Here is a 21226-nt window from a genome sequence, read left to right on the forward strand (position 1 = left end):
AAGGATCAATATATAATTTGTGTTAGTAAACCTTGTTGGCCAAGAATTAATTCACGAAACAGACTTAAGAGACCCACCCAAATAATTGGAGTAACATCTACCCCTCCTATAGGAGCAACAATCTTTCTAGTAGCTATCAGTATAGGTTCAGTTGGTAAGAAGATAATTGGCCACAAACCACTTCTTAAATCTATTTTTGGATACCAAGTCAAAATAATTCTGAGAAGGAATGCAAGGGTTAGCAAACCTATGAAAAAACCCATTAAAAAATGCAGGGTTGGAAGACTTTTAATTAACAGAGGCATCACAAAGCTCAAAGCATTATTGAATAGATGGCATAAATCATCTTTTATTGCGTAAGATTACTCGGTCTTGCATAAGAATTAGCTGAAATGGCTTTTCATTTATTAAATTTGTTCCTTAGTGCTGGAGCTTCCAGTCAAGCTGCAACAAGTTCTGCTGTAGGGATGATAGGCAGTTTTCTTGCGGCTGGTGCCTTGATAGTTGCACCTGCAGCAGCTGCATTGATTTGGGTTAGCCAAAAAGATGCATTGAGTAGATAGCCCTAGCAATCACCTGTTTATGCCATAGACTGATAGAAATAAGGGTTGTTTTCAACCTGAAAATCTTTATTTAAGAGGGCAAACTTGGTCAATGCCAGTCTAAATTGGGCCAGCATTGTTGGCATAGTTCTTGCTGTATGCGGAGCTGGCTTATATTTTCTCAGATCTTTTAAGCCAGCATTGGCAAGAGATTACGATGTATTTTTTGCCGCTATAGGTTTGCTCTGTGGCGGAATACTTTTTTTTCAAGGATGGCGTTTAGATCCTATTCTTCAGTTTGGACAATTTTTGCTTGCGGGGACTACTGTCTTCTTTGCGTATGAGAGTGTTCGACTAAGAGGGATTTCAACCGATCAAGCACGCAGATCTTCATATTTTGATGATGAACTTGAGTTGCCAAGATCTTCTAGGGGAGGTTTGTCTGATGCAGGCTCTGACAGGAATTATGATCGATTTGAGGAATCTGAACCTATCAATAGAAGATTTTCAGGTAGGGATGGGTATCAAGAAGAATATGCAGACGATGAACGTTATGGAAGACGTCCTTCTAGGGCTGCCATCCCTGAGCAAGCTGTAAGTAGAAGGCCAAGAGATATCGATTCTTCAAGAATTAATTCTCGAGGAGAAGAGAGAGATAGGAGAATGGAAAGGTTTAACAATCCAGAATCATCTTCAGCAAGATCTTCAAATTTTGGAGAAAGGCGAATTAGCCGTCAAGAGAGCAGAAGAGGAACTCGTCCGTCTGCCAGTGGAGAAACTTCAAGTCGTAGAAGAAATGATATATCTAACACCTCCCAACGATCTTCATTATCGACAAACACTGATGATTTAAAAAGACCTTCCTACAGATCTAGCAGGTCTCCAAAAACTAATAAAAATATTGAGGACGCGGCTTTTTCTAGTGTTGATAAGGGTGTAAAAAGAGCTAGTAGAAGAGCGGAACAAAATTCCGGTGCTAACCCTTCTGCTAACAAAAGATCATCTTCAAAAGGTTCATATTCATCATCCACAAGAAAGTCGAGACCTAGAGATAACAATTCAAGATTTGATGATTAAGTAAAAAATTATCATTTACTAATTATTCCTGCCCATTCTAAAAAAGATATCTTGCTAATTGCTTCTACAACTATCACTGCCATTAAACCAACCATTGCAAATCTTCCATTAATTCTTTCTGCGTAGCCACTCCATCCAAATTCAGGAATATCATTTGTGGTTGCGCTATTTGTAAGATCTTTAGTTTCTGAATCAGTTTGCTCTGGCTCAGTGGACTGAATATTTTGGATTTTTTCAGTATTTGAGTTCATAGAAATAAGCTAGTTCTCAGTAAATTGGTAACTTGCAGCAGGCAATAATCGCCAACCTTTGTTCTCAGTGATTTCAAGTACAGTTTCATGATAGTTCTTCAAGGTTGGCCTATGACCAACGCTAATGCAAGCCATCTCGCGTTGGTTGAGAAGTTTATATAGATGTTTTTCTGTATTTACATCCAATGCACTTGTCGCTTCGTCTAAAACAACATATTTCGGTGAATTCAGCAAAAGTCTTGCGAAAGCAAGCCTTTGTTGCTCTCCAAGAGACAATAGTCTTTGCCAATCTTGTTTGATATCTAGATCAGGATACCTTTGGATAATTTGAGGTAATCTGACTTCTTGTAAAACAGCCTTTAGATGGTCATCACTGAATCTATTTTTATCTAATGGGTAACAAAGCTGTTCTCTCAAAGAACCAAGAGTCATATATGGTTTTTGTGGAATAAAAAGCAAATCACCATTTGAAGGTGTGTTTATCTCACCAGATTGTATGGCCCAAAGTCCACTAATGGCTCGAAGTAAAGACGTTTTCCCGCAACCAGAAGGACCTACTACGAGCAAACTTTGACCTGTCTCTAGACTTAGATTTAAGTCATTAATTAGAAAATTATTTTTTCCAGGAGTTTTAATACTTACATTCTTAAGAATAATCGACTCGTTGACCTTTATCTCTACGTTGAAATCATCGAATTTGTTATCACGTATCTCATTCATGTTTGATTGAAATCCTTCAAGTCTGCCGATTGAAGCTGAAAATCTGGCTAAAGCCTCTATTTTGTAAATAATAAAAAATAATGATCCCTCAAGAAGGTTATAGTTTAAATTTGCTTGTTGAAAACTTCCATAATCCATTTGACCACTAAGGATTGGTCCTGAGAGAATAATGAAAGGAATAAAAACACTTCCATAAATTCCAGAGCGTTGAAGCACTCTTAATAATGCTTCCCAAATTATCAAAAGATTAAAGTTTTCAACTACAGACTTAAGCCTTCTACTGACTTCTTTTTCTTCTTGATTTTCACCAGAATAAAAAGCAATTGATTCTGCGTTGTTTCTTACATGGACAAGACCATAGCGAAAATCAGCTTCGAATCGTAATTGATCATAATTTAATTTAAACAGTTTTCTACTTGCAAAAAGTAATAAAGAGGAAACTACTGTGGCGTAAACAATTAAAGCAAGTGTAAGCTCTTTGCTTATACTTAATAGAATAAAAATGTTTAATGAAAATACCAATAAAGAATCAAAAATATTTAACGATAGGTCAATTGTTTGCGCTGTAAAGTCTCTTGCATCCTCTGTGATTCTTTGATCCGGATTATCGACATTTGTTTCAGATTCATCGTTAGGATTTAATATATAATAAGTCCTATCATCTAAATAGTCTGTGATTAAGCTTTTCGATAACCACTCTCTCCATAAAAGCTGAAGTTTTGCTGAAAAATAAAATTGGAAGCTTCTTATTGGAAGTGCTGCAATAAAACAAATTCCAAGAATCCACAAATTTTTATAACTTTCATTCTCGTCTTTTTGAATTAGTGCATTAGTTATGTCTCTAACTAGAAAAGTGATTCCAGCATTAATTCCATTGACAGAAAGTAACATCAATATAATCACTCCAAGCAAAAGCCAAGGGAGCCATCTCCTTTGTCTTAACTGACCTCGAACCGTGATAAACGAAAAAATACCCAAGGCAAAAAAGCTTGAAATTATTATTCCTGAGGGACCATCCCATATTATCTTTAAGGAATTTTGTACCCCTCCTAAAAATTGGTTAGTGATATCTGGAGCTAAATTGCTTAACAGGCTCATTAAACCTGTTAGTAAAAATAAAACTGTTCCGCCTACACAGAATAATAAAGCTATTAATAAATAGACAAATAACCAGCCATTGTTCTTTGTATAAGGTAAAAAATATGGCTGAGTTAGCTTTCTTAATTTGATAAGTTGGCTAAGTAGTCCCTTTTGAGCTTTAGAAATTGATGAGGTCATATTAATTTGATTATTTCAAAGTCAATAATTACTTGATCGGAAATTAGGTTAGCTTATTTACTCAAATTAAACTTGAGATTTTTGTAAGAGAAAAAACTCATCAAATTCATATGTTCGAAAATTCTAGCTAAAACCTAAATATGTTTTTATGATCATTGGTAGTGGAAGAGACGAGATAAGCTTTACATCGAAAGAATGAACTGCGGGAACTGTTTGATCTAAGACCCAAATAACCAGAAAAGGTGCATTGAGAACAATCTGCCATTGCCATTTATAAGTTAAAATCGACCATATTTTTTTTAAAATAGATTGCTGCTTATCACTAAGATTTGACCAAAAATCTTGTATATTAGTATTTATTTTATTAATGATGCCTTTTTTATCTGCAGTTTGAGAATTCATTGATCACAATTAATTAAATACCTTATAGCGCATAAATGGGTAGCGATGAGTTAGTAACTCAGCCAGTAAAGCAATCGTGCTGATTGATCAGGGAAAAAAATAATGAAAAAATCAATATTTAGCCAGGTGGCCAATCTAATTTCCTTCCGCCGATGATATGAATATGCAAGTGAAAGACTGTTTGGCCTGCTTCTTCGCCTGTATTGATAACGGTTCTCCAACTTTTTAAACCAACAGCTTTGGCAATTTCGGTACTTTTCAAAAGTAAGTGTCCTAGTAATTCTTGATCTTCTTTTTTTATGTATTGCAGACTTGGAATCGGTTTTCTAGGAATTATTAAAATGTGAGTAGGTGCTTGGGGGGTAATATCTTTGAAAGCTAGGCATTTATCATCACTAAAAACCTCATCACAAGGTATCTCGCCGTTCAGAATTTTATCGAAAATAGTTGTCATTTAATCTGAAGAAAGATAAAAAATTTGAAACTGTTGAGTTTTTTTTAAAGCTTTTACTGAAATTTCTTTAAATAGTTTCATGTCTTACATGTTTTTCGTTGAATTTATTTTCTTTTAATTGTTTTTTCAGCTCATCTTGATCAGTAACTTTATCAACAAATAAAACCCCATTGAGATGATCTATCTCATGTTGAATGCAACGTGCCATTAAACCATCAGCATTCATTTTTTTTGGTCTACCCATGTCATCTCGATAACTTAATTTAATTGAAGAGGGCCTTACGACATTGAGATACACACCAGGAATACTTAGACACCCTTCTTCATAAGTATCTACGCTTGCACTAGATGAAATTATTTCAGGATTTATGAAAACATTAGGAGGTGATGCTGGGTCTTCAAAATTTAAATCAATAACAAGTATTCTCTTTTGAACTCCAACTTGTGGTGCTGCCAAACCAATTCCTTTTGCTGAATACATGGTTATGAGCATATCTTTGGCAAGCTTTCTAATTGAATCGTCAACCTTTACTATTCGATTGGCAGGTGTTCTCAACGTCTCTTGACCAAGCATGTAAATCTTTAAAGGAGGATTTTTTACAGCTTCTTTAGAAACTGACATTAAAGGTTTCTTCTTTTCTGCATTTTTTGCAAGTTGAGCAAAACTTCCAGCCAAAGGAATATTAGGAAAACATCAATTGATACTTTACTTTGTTTTCACTGATATTAGCGAATTAATTATCGACTCTCAACATCAACGAAGAATCAAACAATGACAATTTTGGACGCTGAAAAAGTTTATGGAGAAGCCCCAATATTTAAGGAGCCTAGGATCATAGGTGAATGGATTTTGTGGTTAGAACAAAGACCAAATGAAAAAGGAAGAACTACAGCTTTAATTAGACCTTGGAGAAAAAAACACCTATCGCCACAAGAGTTAACACCTTATCCAAGTGATTTAAAGACAAAAATTCATGGATATGGGGGTGCTCCTTTAACAGCCACCCTCAATGGAACAGATTTAATATTGACTTGGGTAGACAATAAAGATAACTGTCTATGGATGAGAACTTGGTCTTCTAGGGGAGACAAGGAAAAATCTTCTTCTTTTCAATTAACACCTAAAATACAAGCGATTTGTCTTTCGAAAAAACATAATTATTTTCTTGCAGGTGGTGTAATTGATCTTGAAAAAAATATTTGGATTGGATTAATGGAAGATGGAGAAAGAGATCATATAGTTTCTTATTCTCTAGAACAAAAGGATCAAAATCCAAAAATTATTTATTCATCCCAAGGTTCTTTAGGTTATCTTGCGATGAATTCTAAAGATAGAAAGTTGGCATGGATTGAGTGGAGAAATACGTCTATGCCTTGGGATCTGAACGAATTAAAATTAGCCCAATTAGATGAGAAAGGAGATCTATTTAATATAGTAAATTTAAATGGCGAATATTTGAAATACACAGAAAAAATATCATTTTTTAATCCAACTTGGTCTGATAATGGAGATCTTTTCGTGGCTGAAGATAGTAGTGGATGGTGGAATTTAACAAAGATTAAAACTGACACTAATAATAATTCAATTACTGTTTTTCAGAATCAATGGACTATCAAGGCTGAAATTGCTTTTCCGCAATGGGTCCTTGGGATGTCGAGCTTTTCATGTGTCGGGGATGATGTTGTTGGGGTTTTTGCTCAAGAAGGAATTTGGACTTTAGCTTTATTTCAAAAAAATGGTTACATCCAAATTATTGATCAACCTTTTATTGAGTTCTCAGGTCTTCATTCGTCTCAAAATCGACTTGTTGCAATTGCCAGTAGTTCAGAAATAAGTGAAGGTATTTTTGAAATAGATTTATTGAGTCAAAGTTGGGACCATACTCCTGCCTCTTCATTTAGCTTGGACCCAAGGCAAATAAGCATAGGGGAATCTTTTTGGTTTTCCGGATCAAATGAAGAGAGTGTGCATGCTTGGTATTATCCACCTCTTGATAAAGAAATATTGTTACCTCCATTATTAGTCAAAAGTCATAGCGGTCCTACAGGCATGGCTCGTTGTGGATTGGATCTAGAGGTGCAATTTTGGACATCGAGAGGTTGGGCAGTTGTTGATGTTAATTACGGAGGCTCTTCTGGTTTTGGTAGGGAATATAGAGATCGATTAAAAGGTAATTGGGGTTTAATCGATGTTTTCGATTGTGCTAAGGCAGCTCAGTCATTGATTGCTTCTAGTAAGGTTGATAAGGAACGTATTGCAATTGTAGGGAGTAGTGCATCGGGTTATACAGCTTTAAGTTGCTTGGCATCTACTGACATTTTTAATATCGGAGCATGTAAATATGCTGTAACTGATTTGATAGGTATGGCTAATTCAACGCATAAATTTGAAGAATTTTATTTAGATCATTTAGTAGGAAATATCCAAACTGATTATGAAAAATATGTTCAAAGATCGCCAATTAAAAATGTCAATTTTATCAATAGTCCATTGATTTTGTTTCATGGTTTAAAAGATAAAGTTATACTTTCTGATCAATCTATTGCAATTAAGGATCAATTAATAAAACGTGAAATCCCAGTTGAAATTTATTTATTTAAGAACGAAGGTCATGGATTTAAGGATGGAAAAATAAAAGTTGATGTTTTAAAAAAAACAGAGGCTTTTTTTAGACAATATCTAAATCTAAATATTTAAGAATTTTTCCTTAAAAAAGAAATTACTGATTTTAGTTCTTCAGCAAGAGAATCAATTTCTGCTGTAGTAGATGTAAAGCTCAAACTTGCTCTAGCTGTGCTTTTTACCCCATAGAAGCGATGCAATGGTTGGCAGCAATGATGACCACTTCTTATGCAAATGTTATTACTATCAAGTAACTCAGCCACATCATTAGAGTGTATCCCCTTTATATAAAAGGTAGCTAATGGTCCTCTATCAGCTTGAATTAAAGGGCTAGGCCCAAGAATCGTTAAATCATCAATCTCATCTAATTTTTCAAAAAGATATTTTGTTAATTCTTTCTCATAATTATTGATTTCGTTCAATCCAATTGATTGTAAATAATTAAGTGCGGTTCCCATTCCAATTGCTTCTCCTATGGCTGGAGTTCCCGCTTCGAATTTATGCGGTAAGTCTGCCCATGTGCTTTTATCTTTAAACACTTCATTAATCATTTCTCCTCCACCAAGGAAGGGAGGAATTCTCTCCAAAATTTCTTCTCTACCCCATAAAAAACCTATTCCTGTAGGACCGCAAAGTTTATGAGAAGATCCTGCCAGAAAATCAATACCTAGTTTCTTTACATCTACGGGCTTATGAGCAAGGCTTTGACAGGCATCTAGAAGAACTAAGCTACCTTTTTTATGTGCAAGGTTGGTAATTTCCTCGATAGGATTACAACAACCTAATGTATTACTCACATGAACAAGACTGACTATTTTGGTTTTATCACTCAATTTCTTCTTAAAATCATCAAGATCTAATTCTCCATTTTTGTTGATATTGATATAAATTAGTTTGCATTTTTTCGCGTTTGCAATCAATTGCCAAGGAACTATATTACTATGATGCTCCATTAAACTTATTAAGATTTCGTCGTTTTCTTTAAGTTCATAATTTCCCCATGCATAAGCTGCAAGGTTGATAGCTTCGGTTGCATTTCTAGTGAAAATAATTTCTTTTTCATTATTGCTATTAATAAAATTTGCAGTTAACTTTCGTGAATGTTCGAATTTTTGTGTTGCGATTGCACTTAGCTGATGAGCACCTCTATGAACATTAGCATTTTCAAAGCTGTAGTATTTTTTTAAAGAATCAATTACTTCTTGTGGCTTTTGACTTGTAGCAGCATGGTCTAAATATATTAAATTGTTATTATTTCCAGCAAATAGTGGAAAATCTTTTCGACTTTTTTCAGCAATATTTTTTATTAAATTTTTCACTATTTTATATCTTTCATTAATTTTTTAACAAAATTCCATTTTTCAGAACCTTTAGGTAAGTGTGAGATAACTTCATCATAATATCCTTTTAATAATAAAGAATTAGCATGTTCGTTATCAATACCTCTACTAAGAAGATAAAATAACTCTTCATCTTGAAGTTGGCTTACAGTTGCACCATGAGTACACCTAACATCATCAGCAACTATTTCCAATTCTGGCTTTGCATCGATTCTAGCGCGTTTGGAAAGTAGTAAATTTCTACTTAGCTGAGCAGCTTCTGTCTTTTGAGCTTTTTGTGGCACTTCAATTGAACCATTAAATATGCAATGGGAATAATCAGAAGCTACTGCTTTTTGTAGTTGATCAAGCTTTCCATTTGGGCCTTCAAATCTTATTAGAGAGTGGGTGGCTATTTGCTCTTTTGATTTGGTGACTTGGAGGTTTTTGATGATTGTTGAAGCGTTCCCATCACTTTGCATTATTCTTGGTTCAAATCGGGCATAATCCCAACCATGATGAATTGAATGAAGAGAGTATTTGCTCTTCTCTGATTGTTCTACGGCTAAAGTGCAAATTGAGGAGGATTCTTTATCTTCACCTAAAGAAATTAATCCATGTGTTAACTCTGCTTTAGATTTTAGCTTTATTTCGATTAAGTGATTCTGTGCCGAATTATTATTACCTAGAAAAACTTGTAAAAGATCTAATTTCACTCCCTCTTCTACAAGCAGATAGATTCTAGTTGAGATTGATTTTTCCTTTATCGATTGAATTACTATCTCTAATGATTTATTGAAATCTCGTGTAACCTTTAAAGCTAAAAGTTCTAAACTAGATGCCTGGTTAAGACATACTGATAAGTCGTTTTTTACATTGGTTGACTTAACTATTTTACCGAGATGCTTTTCAATTTCTCTTTCACTTAGTTTCTCAATACCATTAGTTAAATTAATATTTTCAAATTGATTTTTAGTAGAATTAATTATGATTCTTTCGCTATTTTTATCCTTATCAGGAAATTTAGATTTAACATCTTCGCTTTTAATAATTGTTGGTAACGATAAAAAGCTATTTAATCTATTGAAGTTGCATAATCGCCAAGCTTCATCTTTATTGGAGGGTATTCCTTGTTCTAATAGTAATTCTCGACCCAGTGATTGTTCTTTTTTTAAACAACCTCGAGTTGGAGGGAGGGAATCAAGCCAATCTTGGCAAATAGTTGATAATTTCAACTAACCATCTCCGTGTCTTTCTTGTTTTTATCGATGAAGTCATAACCTGACTTTTCAAGGTCAATTGCTAGCTCTTTGTTTCCAGTTTTTATTATTTTCCCATCAGCCATGATGTGTACAAAGTCAGGAGTGATTTCATCGAGCAATCTTTGATAATGTGTTATTAAAATGGTTGCCGAATTTGGTTGCGATAGTTTATTGATTCCAGATGCAACAATTCTTAGAGCGTCAATATCAAGGCCTGAGTCAGTTTCGTCGAGTATTGATATGAATGGCTCCAAAAGAGCCATTTGAAGGATTTCGTTACGTTTTTTCTCTCCGCCAGAAAAGCCTTCATTTACGCTTCTTTCTAGAAAGGCTGGATCCATTTCTACTATTTTCATTCTTTCTTTGACTAGATCTTCGAATTCAAAAGTGTCTAATTCATTTTGAAGCAATTCTTTCCTTCTTGAATTTGTGGCAACTCTTAGGAACTCTAAATTACTAACACCAGGAATTTCTACTGGGTATTGGAACCCAAGGAAAATCCCTATCCTTGCTCTTTCTTCTGGGGCCAGATCGAGAATATCCTTACCTTTAAATTGTATAGATCCTGATAAAACTGTATAAGATGGATGCCCAGCTATAACTTTCGAAAGTGTACTTTTCCCGCTCCCATTGCGACCCATAATTGCGTGTATTTCGCCTTCTTTTACTGATAGATTGACTCCATGAAGTATCTCTTGATCTTCAACACTAGCATGAAGATCTTTTATAGATAATATTGTTTCTGAGGTTGATAGAATCACTAAATTAGAGGTAAATTTGTTGAGGTGAAAAGTATCATTTTAATTTAAGTTTATCCAACCGAACCCTCCAATTTTAGAGCTAGAAGTTTATCTGCCTCAGATGCAAATTCCAGAGGTAATTCATTGAAAACATCACTACAAAATCCACTAATTAACATTGAAACAGATTCTTCAAAATCAATTCCTCTACTTTGTAAGTAAAAAAGTTGATCTTCTGAAATTCTACAAGTGCTAGCTTCATGCTCAATATTTGACTGAGGTTGTTTGGATTGAATATATGGATATGTATTTGCGCTGGCTTTGTCCCCTATCAACATGGAATCACATTGGCTGTAATTTCTTGAGCCCTCAGCATTAGGGCCTATAGAGACGAGACCTCTATAACTGTTTTTAGATTGTCCAGCACTAATACCTTTGCTAACGATTTTTGACTTTGTATTTTTTCCTATGTGAACCATTTTTGTCCCCGTATCAGCTTTCTGGAAATTATTCGTAAGTGCAATTGAATAAAACTCACCAATTGAGTTGTCTCCTTGTAGTACGCAACTTGGATATTTCCACGTAACAGCAGATCCTGTTTCGACTTGCGACCAGCTTATTTTGCTTCTCTTGCCTCTACATTCCCCTCTCTTCGTGACGAAGTTATATATTCCTCCAACACCTTTTTCATTGCCTGCATACCAATTTTGCACAGTTGAATATTTAATATTTGCATCATCTAGTGCGACAAGCTCAACTACAGCAGCATGTAAAGTATTTGTATCAAACATAGGCGCTGTACAACCCTCTAGATAACTAACAGAGGAAGATTCTTCTGCGATAATTAAAGTTCGTTCGAATTGCCCAGTATCTCCAGAATTTATTCGAAAATAAGATGATAATTCCATGGGACATTCGACACCTTTAGGTATATATACAAATGAACCATCACTAAAAACAGCAGAATTTAGGGCTGCAAAAAAGTTATCATTTATAGGAATAACTGTGCCCATATATTTTTCAACTAAATCTGGACGTTCAATTATTGCTTCACTAATAGAACAGAATATTACGCCATGCTCAGCGAGTTTTTCTTTGTATGTGGTTGCTATTGAAACACTGTCAAATACTGCATCTACAGCCACATTAGATAATCTTTTTTGTTCGCTAAGTGGAATTCCAAGCTTTTCAAAAGTTTCTAGTAATTTAGGGTCAACTTCATCTAGACTCTTCTTTTTTATATCTTGTTTTGGAGCAGCGTAATAAACTAAATCCTGATAATCTACTTTGGAATAAGTTAATCCTGACCAATCAGGCTCTTTCATCTTTAACCATTGTTCATATGCTCTTAAACGAAATTTCAATAAAAAATCTGGCTCATTCTTTTTTTCGGAAATTAACCTAATAACATCTTCATTCAATCCTTTTGGGATCTTTTCAGTTTCTATTTCAGTGGTAAAACCATATTTGTAAGGTTGGGCAACAATTTCTTCGACAGTATTAGTTTGGGTCATTTTACTTTGATTCAATCAAGTCGTAGTAGTTTTTATTTATGAAAAGTTTGGCTTTTAAAAATCCAAGGATAATCATGAATTATGACATTTGAGGTATGTCATTGGATGAGAGTGTCTTGATAGTTGGATTTCAAATTTCATTCTAAGTCAAATCAAGGGGGAAAACCTAGTGTTACGAAAGCAGTTTTAATCTCCCATTACCTTACGCCAAAATGCTTGCGATTGTTTCCAGTTGTAATTGTGCTGGAATGGGCTCTTAATCTTTTTGAAATTTCTAAAAGATTTTTCAATGTACATAAATAGTTGTGTAACTCCCTATTAAAACTCATGATCTCATTTATAAATTCCTTTTTTGAGCTTCTAATAGTCAATGAATGAGTATCTTTAGCCTGCTTATCAGTTCAGAAAAATAAGATAAAATCTATCAAAAGATAAATATTCTTTTAAACTTTACATGTAAGAGATCGTCCCCCTGTCTGATGATTCAATCTAATTTTGTCGATGGTTTCCCAGATAGCCCCCTAAGTAAAGACGATGTAAATTTGATCTCATTGACTAATCTTTCAGTGAGTGAAAAGCATCATTTAAGGATGCTTGCACACTGTTTGCATTGCTTTAAATCAATGAATACAGAGCACTCAGGCGGTTTGCTTCCTGTGAAGGAGGAATGGCTTGAATGGTGTTTAAAAAATCCACTCATGCTTAAGGATGACGAGTTCGTGCAGGTTATGTTTGAGCAATTTTCTGGAGCAGCTATTCAACTGGAAAGATTGTCAAATGATTTAAAAATTCCTCCATTGGAGTTGACCTTGAAAAATTTAATCGATGCTTATGAAGATTGACATCACTCTGTTCAATTCATAAGGGAAAATTTCTTTGAGAAAGATGATCCCAAAGAAAAGTCTTAGAAATTTGCAGAATCAGGATTTATTTTTTTGAATGAATTGGAATTTAATTCGTTTCTTTGGAATTCTTAGATTGATAAGCAACTCTTATTTTTTAGTTATAGCAATGCTTTTTCTCTGAAGATCACAATTTTTGATCTTTGATTGGAGTCAGTAGATGCTGACCACATCAACGAGAAGAGCACATTTCATCACATACTTATCGCACTGATCCCAAACAAAAAATGGAGGTTTATGGGCGTGACTATTGATCAAGAATCCCTGTCACGTTTAACACTTCGTCAGCTTCGTATTAAAGCGAGTAAACTAGGCATTCCTCTTTACAGTAGAAAATCAAAGGCTGATTTAGTAAAAGGTGTTTTTCTTTATGAGGAAAAAAAGGAATTAGAAAAAAAGTTAATAAGCAATAAAGTCGAACCATCTAACGAAACAACTTATTCAAGTTCCTCCGAGACTAAAGTTGTTTTTCTACCTCGTGATCCCGAGTGGGCATACGTATTTTGGGAGATTTCAGATAAAGATCGTGCTAATGCTCAAAATGAAGGGGCTAATAGGCTTTGTTTGCGGTTAGCTGATGTCACAAACAGAAATAATGGAGAAGCTAATCCTGGAACTCTTCAAGAAGTTGTTGTTGATAGTCACAGTACTGAGTGGTATTTACCCATTCCTTTAGGTGGGAGAGATTACATGGTCGAACTCGGTTATCGAATTGGTCACAAATGGATGTCACTTGCTCATTCATCTTCAGCCAAAGTACCCTCACTACATCCAAGTGAGCAAATTCTTGATCAATTTGTTCCTTTTAGCTTGGAAGCACCAGTGACTACATCTGATCCTAAAATAGAAAATTTTGCATCAGAAAAACCAGATAGTGGTTTGCATGAGCGCTTGTATCAATCAGCAACAACAAAATTCAGAACACGAAGAGTTGGTTCAGAAGAATTTCAAGAGGGCGTTTCAGGAGATATCAATTCAACTAACGAATCTGGTTCTGGTCTTTGGGCTAGTGGTTTGAATGAATCTGGTATTGGAGGGGTTCCGCAAACTCGCTCTTTTTGGTTGGTTGCTGATGCAGAATTAATTGTTTATGGAGCTACTGATCCTTCAGCTAAATTGTTTATCGAAGATGAAGAGGTTCCATTGGCAAATGATGGAACTTTTAGGTTGCAAGTACCATTTAGAGATGGTATTCAGAACTATTCAATCAAAGCTATAGATAAAGATGGAATAGATTCAAGGAACATAACAATGAAATTCGAAAGAGTTACCCCAGTTGATAATACGAATCCAAATTCTAAGGCTGAATCAGAATGGTTTTAAATTTAATCCCAATAGATTGATGGTTCGTTTAATTGTTGCTTTTACTCCCTTAGTAGGTGCTATTGCTTTTCCTTTATTAATTCCTACAACGATTCAACGTTTAGGACTTGGTCCGGGTGTTTTAAGTGCGTTGATTTTAAGTACCCTTTGGTTTATTGCAATGCTTCGTACTTCTGAAATGCCCCACTGAATTAAAAGTTGCCATTTCGATTCTCGATTCATCTTTTATATCATTCACTAACCCATTTCCAAAGTGTTTTCTTCAGAATTTAGTCAACTTACAGTTAAGTTAAAGTCACCTTTTACTGATCAAAGACCAGGCACCTCTGGATTACGAAAAAGTACTTTGCAATTCGAAAAGACTCATTACCTTGAGAGTTTTATTGAGTCAATCTTGTGTTCCCTGCCTGGTGTGCGAGGAGGAGTATTGGTTGTAGGAGGTGATGGAAGATACGGCAACAAAAGAGCTATTGATATCATTATTCGGATGGCAGCCGCACATGGAATTCAAAAAGTTATAACAACTGTAGATGGGATTTTGTCTACCCCCGCGGCTTCAAATTTGATTCGCATCAATAAAGCGATAGGTGGAATTATTTTGTCTGCTAGTCATAATCCAGGTGGAATAGAAGGTGATTTTGGAGTCAAGCTAAATGGCTCAAATGGTGGACCGGCTTCCGAATCTTTAACTGATCAAATTTATAATTACTCAAAAAATCTTACGGAATATAAGATCGTACAATGTGAATCCAATAATTCTTTTTCAACTGGTAAATATAAATTAGCGTCAATGATTGTTGAGATCATTGACGGGATAGAAGATTACTTAGATTTAATGAAAAAAATATTTGACTTTGATTTGATTAGTTCCTATATCAACAAAGATTTTCCTATCGTTTTTGATGCATTAAATGCTGTTACTGGGCCATATGCAAAGCGTCTGTTTGTTGATCATTTAGGAGCCAATTCAGAAACAGTAAGGAATGGAAAACCTTTGGAAGATTTTGGAGGTCTTCATCCTGATCCAAACTTGACTTATGCAAAAGATCTTGCAGATTTGCTTTTAAAAGGGAATTTATTTTCCTTCGGAGCAGCATGTGACGGAGATGGCGATAGAAATATGATTTTAGGACGTGGTTGCTTTGTAAATCCTAGTGATAGTCTTGCAGTTTTGGCTGCGAATTACGATTGTGTCCCAGGCTATGCCAAAGGTTTAGCTGGTGTTGCTCGTTCCATGCCGACAAGTTCAGCTGTAGATGTTGTGGCAAAACATTTAGGGATAAATTGCTTTGAAACCCCTACAGGATGGAAATTCTTTGGTAATCTTTTGGACGCCAATAAAATTACTCTGTGTGGAGAGGAGAGCTTTGGGACTGGAAGTGATCATGTAAGAGAGAAAGATGGATTGTGGGCTGTTCTCTTTTGGTTGCAGATACTTGCTTCCAAGAAAAAGTCTGTTTCTGAGATAATGAGAAACCATTGGCTATTTTTTGGTCGTCATTATTATTCTCGCCATGATTATGAAGCTATTCCATCTGAAGTTGCAAATACTCTTTATTCCAGACTGAGTAATATGCTTCCCAGTCTGAAAGATAAATCTTTTGCTGGAAGAACAATTAAAAATCCTGATGATTTTAGCTATACAGATCCAGTGGATGGTTCAATAACGCCTAACCAGGGTTTGAGAATTTTATTAGATGATGGTAGTCGAGTGTTAGTGAGACTTTCTGGTACGGGTACTCAAGGATCTACTTTGAGAGTCTACTTTGAAAGCTTTGTTCCAAATAATGGTGATATCAATCAAGATCCGCAGTTAGCCTTGGACCCTTTAATTAAAAGTATTGACTCTCTAGCTCAGATTTCAAAACTAACAGGTATGTCAAATCCTACAGTTATTACTTAGACCAAAAGTCTTCCAATTGGAAATCATCAAAACAACTTTATAAGTTTTTGTTTGCTTTTAGAGTAATAAAAATGTTTGTTTGTTAGCTTTGGCCAAAGATCTGTTTGCTTTTAATGGTGAACAGCTAATACAGAATAATGCTCCTTTAGCTGATCGCTTGCGGCCTCAAACACTTGATGAATTTGTTGGTCAAGATCATATTCTTGCACAAGGGCGTTTGTTGAGACGTTCAATTATCGCTGATAAAGTAGGGAATTTGTTGCTTTATGGACCACCGGGAGTTGGTAAGACTACTTTGGCTAGAATTATCGCTGCAAACACTCTGTCTCACTTTAGTGTCATAAATGCTGCCCTGGCTGGCATCAAGGATTTAAGGTCTGAGATTGACTCTGCAATAGATAGATTAAATGAATATGGTAAACGCACGATTTTATTTATTGATGAGGTTCATAGATTTAATACTGCTCAACAAGATGCGTTATTACCTTGGGTTGAAAATGGAACTTTGACACTAATTGGTGCAACTACGGAGAATCCATATTTTGAAGTAAATAAAGCTTTGGTAAGCAGATCTAGATTATTTCGTTTAAATAGTCTTAACGTAAAAGCATTACATCAATTATTGCAACGAGCTTTGAGCGATAAGGAAAGGGGTTATGGATTGAAATTAATTAATATAGCCACTGCTGCCCAAGACCATTTGGTTGATGTTTGTAATGGCGATGCACGCGTTCTTCTTAATGCTCTTGAACTTGCTGTAGAGAGCACCATTGCCAATCAAGATGGTTCAATCATTATTGATCTAAAGATTGCTGAGGATTCAATTCAAGAAAGAGCGGTTTTATACGACAAAAAAGGTGATGCTCATTTCGATACTATAAGCGCTTTTATTAAGTCATTACGGGGTTCTGATCCTGATGCGGCATTATTTTGGCTTGCTCGAATGTTGGAAGCAGGAGAGAATCCAAGATTTATTTTTAGACGTATGCTTATCGCTGCGGGAGAGGATATTGGTCTTGCTGACCCCAATGCAATTGTCATTGTTGAGTCATGCGCCGCTGCTTTTGATCGAATCGGTTTGCCAGAGGGTATTTACCCGCTGGCGCAAGCAACTTTGTACTTGGCTTCAACTGAGAAGAGCAATAGCGTGAAGGCTATTTTTAAAGCAGTTCAGAAAGTGAAAGATTCCCATAAGCAAAACGTTCCTTTTCATCTTAAAGATGCAAATCGAGATAAAGAAGCTTTTGGAGATGGTATAGGCTACAAATATCCCCATTCTTTTTCAAAACATTGGGTCCCTCAACAATATTTGCCGGATAGCTTAGTAAAAGAGATTTTTTGGGAGCCAACTGAATGTGGTTGGGAAGGGCAAAGACGGTCCCTTTTGAATGAGAGAAGATCTGAGCAGTTAGCCTCTTTAGGTGAAGTTGAGTACCAAAATCCTTTAACTATTACATCTGGAAAAGTTGATAATGATTTGGAGAAATGGTTATGTCGCCAAGCTTTGCAAGAGGGGGAACGATTGAGTAACTTGGCAACTAAATTATGGTCAGGTGTTACTTGGAAAAAAAATCATAGAGTTTTAGTCTTAACGCCTAGTTCTTTGCTTTGGTCGTTAAAGCCTTTAAGAGAGACTTCTGAAGGTGGCGTTTTCTTAGCTGTATCAGAAGATCAGCATCCAAGGTTATTAGCTGAATTAGAGATTTTGGCTCTAATTCAGCGACCTGTTTTAATTGATTCAAAAGTTGAATCAATTAAAAAATTAGAAGATAATCTTAAATTTGAGGTAATAGGAGGAAGGATCCCTTGGAAAGTTTTCTCTGAATCAAATTTTTCTAAATTGTGGCCGATTCTGGCTGAAAAATGTACAGCAAACGCAGAATTAAGTTTGATTATAAGCAATCCATGTTCTGGCCCTGCTTTTGCTTTACGGGAAAACTTAGAAGTTTATAGCAATAATAAAAATACTGATTTTCAATTATTAAATAATTTAATTTCCACCGAAGAGAAGTGGTTAAAGAAACAAGAAAATAAAAAGAATTTTATTTCACAATTGGAAAAATTAGGCTGGAATGTTGTTTTAGAGGAGTGGACTGAGTATGTATATCAAAAAATTGATACCTCTATAATAAAAAGGTGGCTTACTTACGGCAGTGATTATCGTGAAATTATTCTGAAAGATTATGAGGAAGAAAAATTGAATCGATTGAAAGAATTATTTAAAAGATTGAACGGACGGACTATAAAACAGAAACTTATACATACTAAGTTTCTTGCTAAAATATAATTAATTAAGGCAAAGTATTGGTTCGTTAGTTATTAAATCTCCATCTAATGCAATTGCAAAAGTCCATTGATCATGACTTTGCTCGTAAATTTTTACTTTATGTCCAAATTTTTTATTATAGGCAAATTGTGATTTATTCTTCCAAATCCATTGATTTAAATTTGTCGCTATCTTGCCACTCTGCCATTTGATTGCAGCTTCTTTGACGACCCATCTTTTAAGCACTAGTTCTCTAGCTTGGAACGGGTTTAAATGTTCTATTTCGCAATTTTCATATTGAGTGAAAAAACGTTTTGACAATTTTTGAGCTTGAAATTGTCTGTCCTTTCTTTCTATATCTACTCCAATTTTTTTTGAGGACCATCCGATTAATAAAGCATCATAACAGTGACTTATGCTGATATGACCCCATCCTTCCGCTAATAAAGGCGGTTTTCCAGGGTCGGCTTTGAGAGGTATATCGAGAGGGTCTAAGCCTGTCATGTTGGACATTACATTTCTGATGCAGCCTCTCGAGAAATGATAAATCATCCCCCTTTTTGGTTTTAACTTTTGAACCCATTTTTTTTCTTCGCTGCTTATTGGTAAAAGTTTTGATGACATCAGAAAAAGCCAAAGACCTAGTACGCTTTGATTGTTAATTTGAGTTGTATTCATGACTCTCTGTATTGGTGATTCTGCACCAGACTTTACTCTCCTTAATCAAGATGGTCTTGATATCAGTCTTTCATCATTTAAAGGTTCGAGAGTAGTAATTTATTTTTATCCAAAAGATAATACCCCTGGCTGCACTAAAGAAGCTTGCAGCTTTAGAGATAATTGGGAGCTTTTTAAATCAAACAATATTCACGTTTTAGGTATTAGTAAGGATGCCTCAAAATCACATATTAAATTCATTGATAAGCATAAATTACCTTTTACACTTCTTACTGACAGTGACCCTTGCCCTGTTGCAACTTTATATGAAAGTTATGGCTTGAAGAAATTTATGGGTAGAGAGTACTTTGGAATGATGAGACATACTTTTGTAATAGATAAAGACGGAAAAATTGAATTAATATACTTAAAAGTAAAATCAGAAAATATGGCTAATCAAATTTTAAATGATCTCAAATTGATTTAATTTTTGTATATATCAATCATTCCCTCTAGAACTAGGTTTGGGCAATGATTGATATTAATATTTGTATTTTTAAGTTCATTTAATATTAATGGTGCATCACCTCCGCACATCCATATTGGTAATTTTGTATCTTCAAAAATTTTTATGATTAACCCTATTAATGAATTTATTGAGCCTTTTATCATAGCGTTATCTGTCTCATGTTGAAATATTCCAGCCGGTATTTTTTTAACAACTGGAGCCTCTAGATTTAATGTGCCAGTGGCCATCGAAGATAATTGAAGACTGAAGCCAGGAATTAATTGCCCTCCAGCAAATTTTCCTTTATTTGTTATTTTTGTGACGCTTAAGATTGTACCTGCATCTATAACAATTAAATCTTTTTCTTTGCTTTTTGAAGATGAGTGCTTTTTAAAAGCACTCCATGAAGCAAGAGCTCTGTCAATTCCTAAATTAGATGGAAGATTACTTAGGGGTACTTTATCTAAAATTATTTTTTTTGAAAGAGTTAATTTAATATTCTCAGGGACAGTACCTACTGAAGCCCAAATTAATTGAGAGTAATCTTTATTTGCAAATTCTATTGGATTTGGTGGGGTATGAAAATATTTCAAAGTTTTGTTTACTACGCTTGCCCAATGCCATCTCGTATTACCAATCATTAAATAATTTTCTTCTGCGTACATGAGTTTATTCTTTGTTATTGAGTATTTAAATGGATTCCGCACTCTTCACTTAGGCCCCCAAATCTCGTTGACCTTCCTTTGACATTACTATTTTCTGCTTCGCTAGAGTGCCAATCTCCTACAGTGGAATAGCCTTTTTCAAATAATGGATGTTGAGGTAATTTGTTTTTCTCCATGTAATAGAAAATATCTTTTTTAGTCCAGTTTAGAAGTGGTCGGAGAGTTAGACGTTCTCGAATAAAATCAACATTAGACATTGATTGTCTGTTCTTGGTTTGGCCTTTTCTTACTCCGCTTGCCCAGCAATGAACATTTAGGTCTGAGAAAGTCTTTTCAAGAGGATCAACTTTCCGAATCTGATGATATTTTTCAAGATCTTTTTGCACTCCTGTTTCCCAAAGACGACCATATAAAGCCTCCATTCTTGCTGGGGATATCGGACTTTGAGCAACTACTAAATTTAATTCGAATAGTTTTGTTAATTCTTCTGCGTAGCTATAAGTTTCTTTTGGAAGATAGCCTGTGTCAATCCAAATGACCTTTGGCTTTTGATTAGATTTTAATGCCATCGTCATATGAAGTAAGACAGCAGATTGGATCCCAAAACTGGTTGTTAGAACAAATCTCTCATCAAATTGTTCAAAGCCCCATTCAAGTTGAGCTTGAGCGGACAGTTGCTCTAGGTTTTTGCTTGTCTCATGAATTGATTTCATCAGAGAAGGTTGATGGAATTGAGCGGCTTTTCTCAAATCATTGGTGTAATTTTCTTTAGATTCTTTCTTCATGTTTGAGTTTTGTATGCCGAATTAGTCAAAGTTTG

22 protein-coding genes are annotated in these 21226 nt (G+C 35.0%); 9 read left to right on the top strand and 13 right to left on the bottom strand.

Features of this window, described 5'->3' with window-relative positions; all coding sequences use genetic code 11:
- Positions 1–5: 5 nt before the first annotated feature.
- A complete protein-coding gene (locus AC6EIY_RS08535) occupies positions 6–305 on the bottom strand; it encodes a YggT family protein (protein WP_498506505.1) in 300 nt (99 codons plus the stop codon).
- Between the two features lie 87 nt (positions 306–392).
- On the opposite strand from AC6EIY_RS08535, the gene psbX reads away from it, so the two are divergent.
- Together psbX and AC6EIY_RS08545 are read left to right on the top strand one after the other, a co-directional pair.
- Positions 393–563: a photosystem II reaction center protein PsbX gene (gene psbX / locus AC6EIY_RS08540; RefSeq protein WP_269609333.1), complete on the top strand. Its 171-nt coding sequence runs from the start codon at positions 393–395 to the stop codon at positions 561–563.
- A gap of 84 nt (positions 564–647) precedes the next feature.
- The gene (locus AC6EIY_RS08545; RefSeq protein WP_498506506.1) at positions 648–1619 is read left to right on the top strand and encodes a Ycf66 family protein; all 972 of its coding nucleotides are present in this window, start codon (positions 648–650) and stop codon (positions 1617–1619) included.
- Positions 1620–1630: 11 nt separating this feature from the next.
- On the opposite strand, the gene AC6EIY_RS08550 is transcribed toward AC6EIY_RS08545, so the two are convergent.
- The 5 genes from AC6EIY_RS08550 to def form a co-directional block, all read right to left on the bottom strand.
- On the bottom strand, positions 1631–1870 hold the full coding sequence (locus AC6EIY_RS08550; protein WP_498506507.1) for a CAB/ELIP/HLIP family chlorophyll-binding protein: 240 nt from the start codon (positions 1868–1870) through the stop codon (positions 1631–1633).
- A gap of 9 nt (positions 1871–1879) precedes the next feature.
- Complete coding sequence (locus tag AC6EIY_RS08555; RefSeq protein ID WP_498506508.1) at positions 1880–3868, bottom strand: ABC transporter ATP-binding protein/permease; 1989 nt, start codon at positions 3866–3868, stop codon at positions 1880–1882.
- Positions 3869–3991: 123 nt separating this feature from the next.
- Entirely contained in the window at positions 3992–4270 is a 279-nt protein-coding gene (locus AC6EIY_RS08560) for a hypothetical protein (protein WP_498506509.1), read from the bottom strand.
- A gap of 118 nt (positions 4271–4388) precedes the next feature.
- Positions 4389–4724 carry a histidine triad nucleotide-binding protein gene (locus tag AC6EIY_RS08565; protein WP_498506510.1) on the bottom strand — a complete coding sequence of 112 codons (336 nt, stop codon included), beginning with the start codon at positions 4722–4724 and terminating at the stop codon, positions 4389–4391.
- Positions 4725–4791: 67 nt separating this feature from the next.
- Entirely contained in the window at positions 4792–5400 is a 609-nt protein-coding gene (def, locus tag AC6EIY_RS08570) for a peptide deformylase (protein WP_498506511.1), read from the bottom strand.
- A gap of 96 nt (positions 5401–5496) precedes the next feature.
- On the opposite strand from def, the gene AC6EIY_RS08575 reads away from it, so the two are divergent.
- Positions 5497–7422: an alpha/beta hydrolase family protein gene (locus tag AC6EIY_RS08575; protein WP_498506512.1), complete on the top strand. Its 1926-nt coding sequence runs from the start codon at positions 5497–5499 to the stop codon at positions 7420–7422.
- Here the strand turns inward: AC6EIY_RS08575 and AC6EIY_RS08580 are convergent.
- The 4 genes from AC6EIY_RS08580 to sufB are packed head-to-tail and all read right to left on the bottom strand — an operon-like array spanning position 7419 to position 12182.
- Positions 7419–8666, bottom strand: a complete 1248-nt coding sequence (locus tag AC6EIY_RS08580) for an aminotransferase class V-fold PLP-dependent enzyme (RefSeq protein WP_498506513.1) — start codon at positions 8664–8666, stop codon at positions 7419–7421. The two genes, AC6EIY_RS08575 and AC6EIY_RS08580, sit on opposite strands and share 4 nt — an antisense overlap.
- Entirely contained in the window at positions 8666–9901 is a 1236-nt protein-coding gene (gene sufD / locus AC6EIY_RS08585) for a Fe-S cluster assembly protein SufD (RefSeq protein ID WP_498506514.1), read from the bottom strand. The genes AC6EIY_RS08580 and sufD overlap by 1 nt, the downstream gene beginning before the upstream one ends.
- Positions 9898–10689, bottom strand: a complete 792-nt coding sequence (gene sufC, locus AC6EIY_RS08590; RefSeq protein WP_498506515.1) for a Fe-S cluster assembly ATPase SufC — start codon at positions 10687–10689, stop codon at positions 9898–9900. Before sufC ends, sufD begins: the two co-directional genes overlap by 4 nt.
- A gap of 50 nt (positions 10690–10739) precedes the next feature.
- A complete protein-coding gene (gene sufB / locus AC6EIY_RS08595) occupies positions 10740–12182 on the bottom strand; it encodes a Fe-S cluster assembly protein SufB (protein WP_498506516.1) in 1443 nt (480 codons plus the stop codon).
- Between the two features lie 479 nt (positions 12183–12661).
- On the opposite strand from sufB, the gene AC6EIY_RS08600 reads away from it, so the two are divergent.
- The 5 genes from AC6EIY_RS08600 (at position 12662) to AC6EIY_RS08620 (ending at position 18597) form a co-directional block, all read left to right on the top strand.
- On the top strand, positions 12662–13024 hold the full coding sequence (locus AC6EIY_RS08600; RefSeq protein WP_498506517.1) for an NDH complex assembly factor CRR9: 363 nt from the start codon (positions 12662–12664) through the stop codon (positions 13022–13024).
- Positions 13025–13327: 303 nt separating this feature from the next.
- The gene (locus tag AC6EIY_RS08605) at positions 13328–14407 is read left to right on the top strand and encodes a DUF4912 domain-containing protein (protein WP_498508194.1); all 1080 of its coding nucleotides are present in this window, start codon (positions 13328–13330) and stop codon (positions 14405–14407) included.
- Between the two features lie 19 nt (positions 14408–14426).
- The gene (locus tag AC6EIY_RS08610; protein WP_498506518.1) at positions 14427–14597 is read left to right on the top strand and encodes a DUF8677 family protein; all 171 of its coding nucleotides are present in this window, start codon (positions 14427–14429) and stop codon (positions 14595–14597) included.
- Between the two features lie 63 nt (positions 14598–14660).
- Entirely contained in the window at positions 14661–16310 is a 1650-nt protein-coding gene (locus AC6EIY_RS08615; RefSeq protein WP_498506519.1) for an alpha-D-glucose phosphate-specific phosphoglucomutase, read from the top strand.
- 88 nt (positions 16311–16398) lie between these two features.
- Positions 16399–18597: an AAA family ATPase gene (locus tag AC6EIY_RS08620; RefSeq protein WP_498506520.1), complete on the top strand. Its 2199-nt coding sequence runs from the start codon at positions 16399–16401 to the stop codon at positions 18595–18597.
- Here AC6EIY_RS08620 and AC6EIY_RS08625 read toward each other — a convergent pair whose 3' ends face one another.
- On the bottom strand, positions 18598–19254 hold the full coding sequence (locus tag AC6EIY_RS08625; protein ID WP_498506521.1) for a 4'-phosphopantetheinyl transferase family protein: 657 nt from the start codon (positions 19252–19254) through the stop codon (positions 18598–18600).
- Here AC6EIY_RS08625 and bcp point away from each other — a divergent pair.
- Positions 19253–19720: a thioredoxin-dependent thiol peroxidase gene (gene bcp, locus AC6EIY_RS08630; RefSeq protein ID WP_498506522.1), complete on the top strand. Its 468-nt coding sequence runs from the start codon at positions 19253–19255 to the stop codon at positions 19718–19720. The two genes, AC6EIY_RS08625 and bcp, sit on opposite strands and share 2 nt — an antisense overlap.
- Here bcp and AC6EIY_RS08635 read toward each other — a convergent pair.
- Entirely contained in the window at positions 19717–20406 is a 690-nt protein-coding gene (locus tag AC6EIY_RS08635; protein WP_498506523.1) for a type III pantothenate kinase, read from the bottom strand. The genes bcp and AC6EIY_RS08635 overlap by 4 nt on opposite strands.
- Positions 20407–20420: 14 nt before the next feature.
- Complete coding sequence (locus AC6EIY_RS08640; RefSeq protein WP_498506524.1) at positions 20421–21191, bottom strand: phosphoadenylyl-sulfate reductase; 771 nt, start codon at positions 21189–21191, stop codon at positions 20421–20423.
- Between the last annotated feature and the right edge of the window lie 35 nt (positions 21192–21226).

The organism is Prochlorococcus sp. MIT2304 (genome assembly GCF_059772405.1).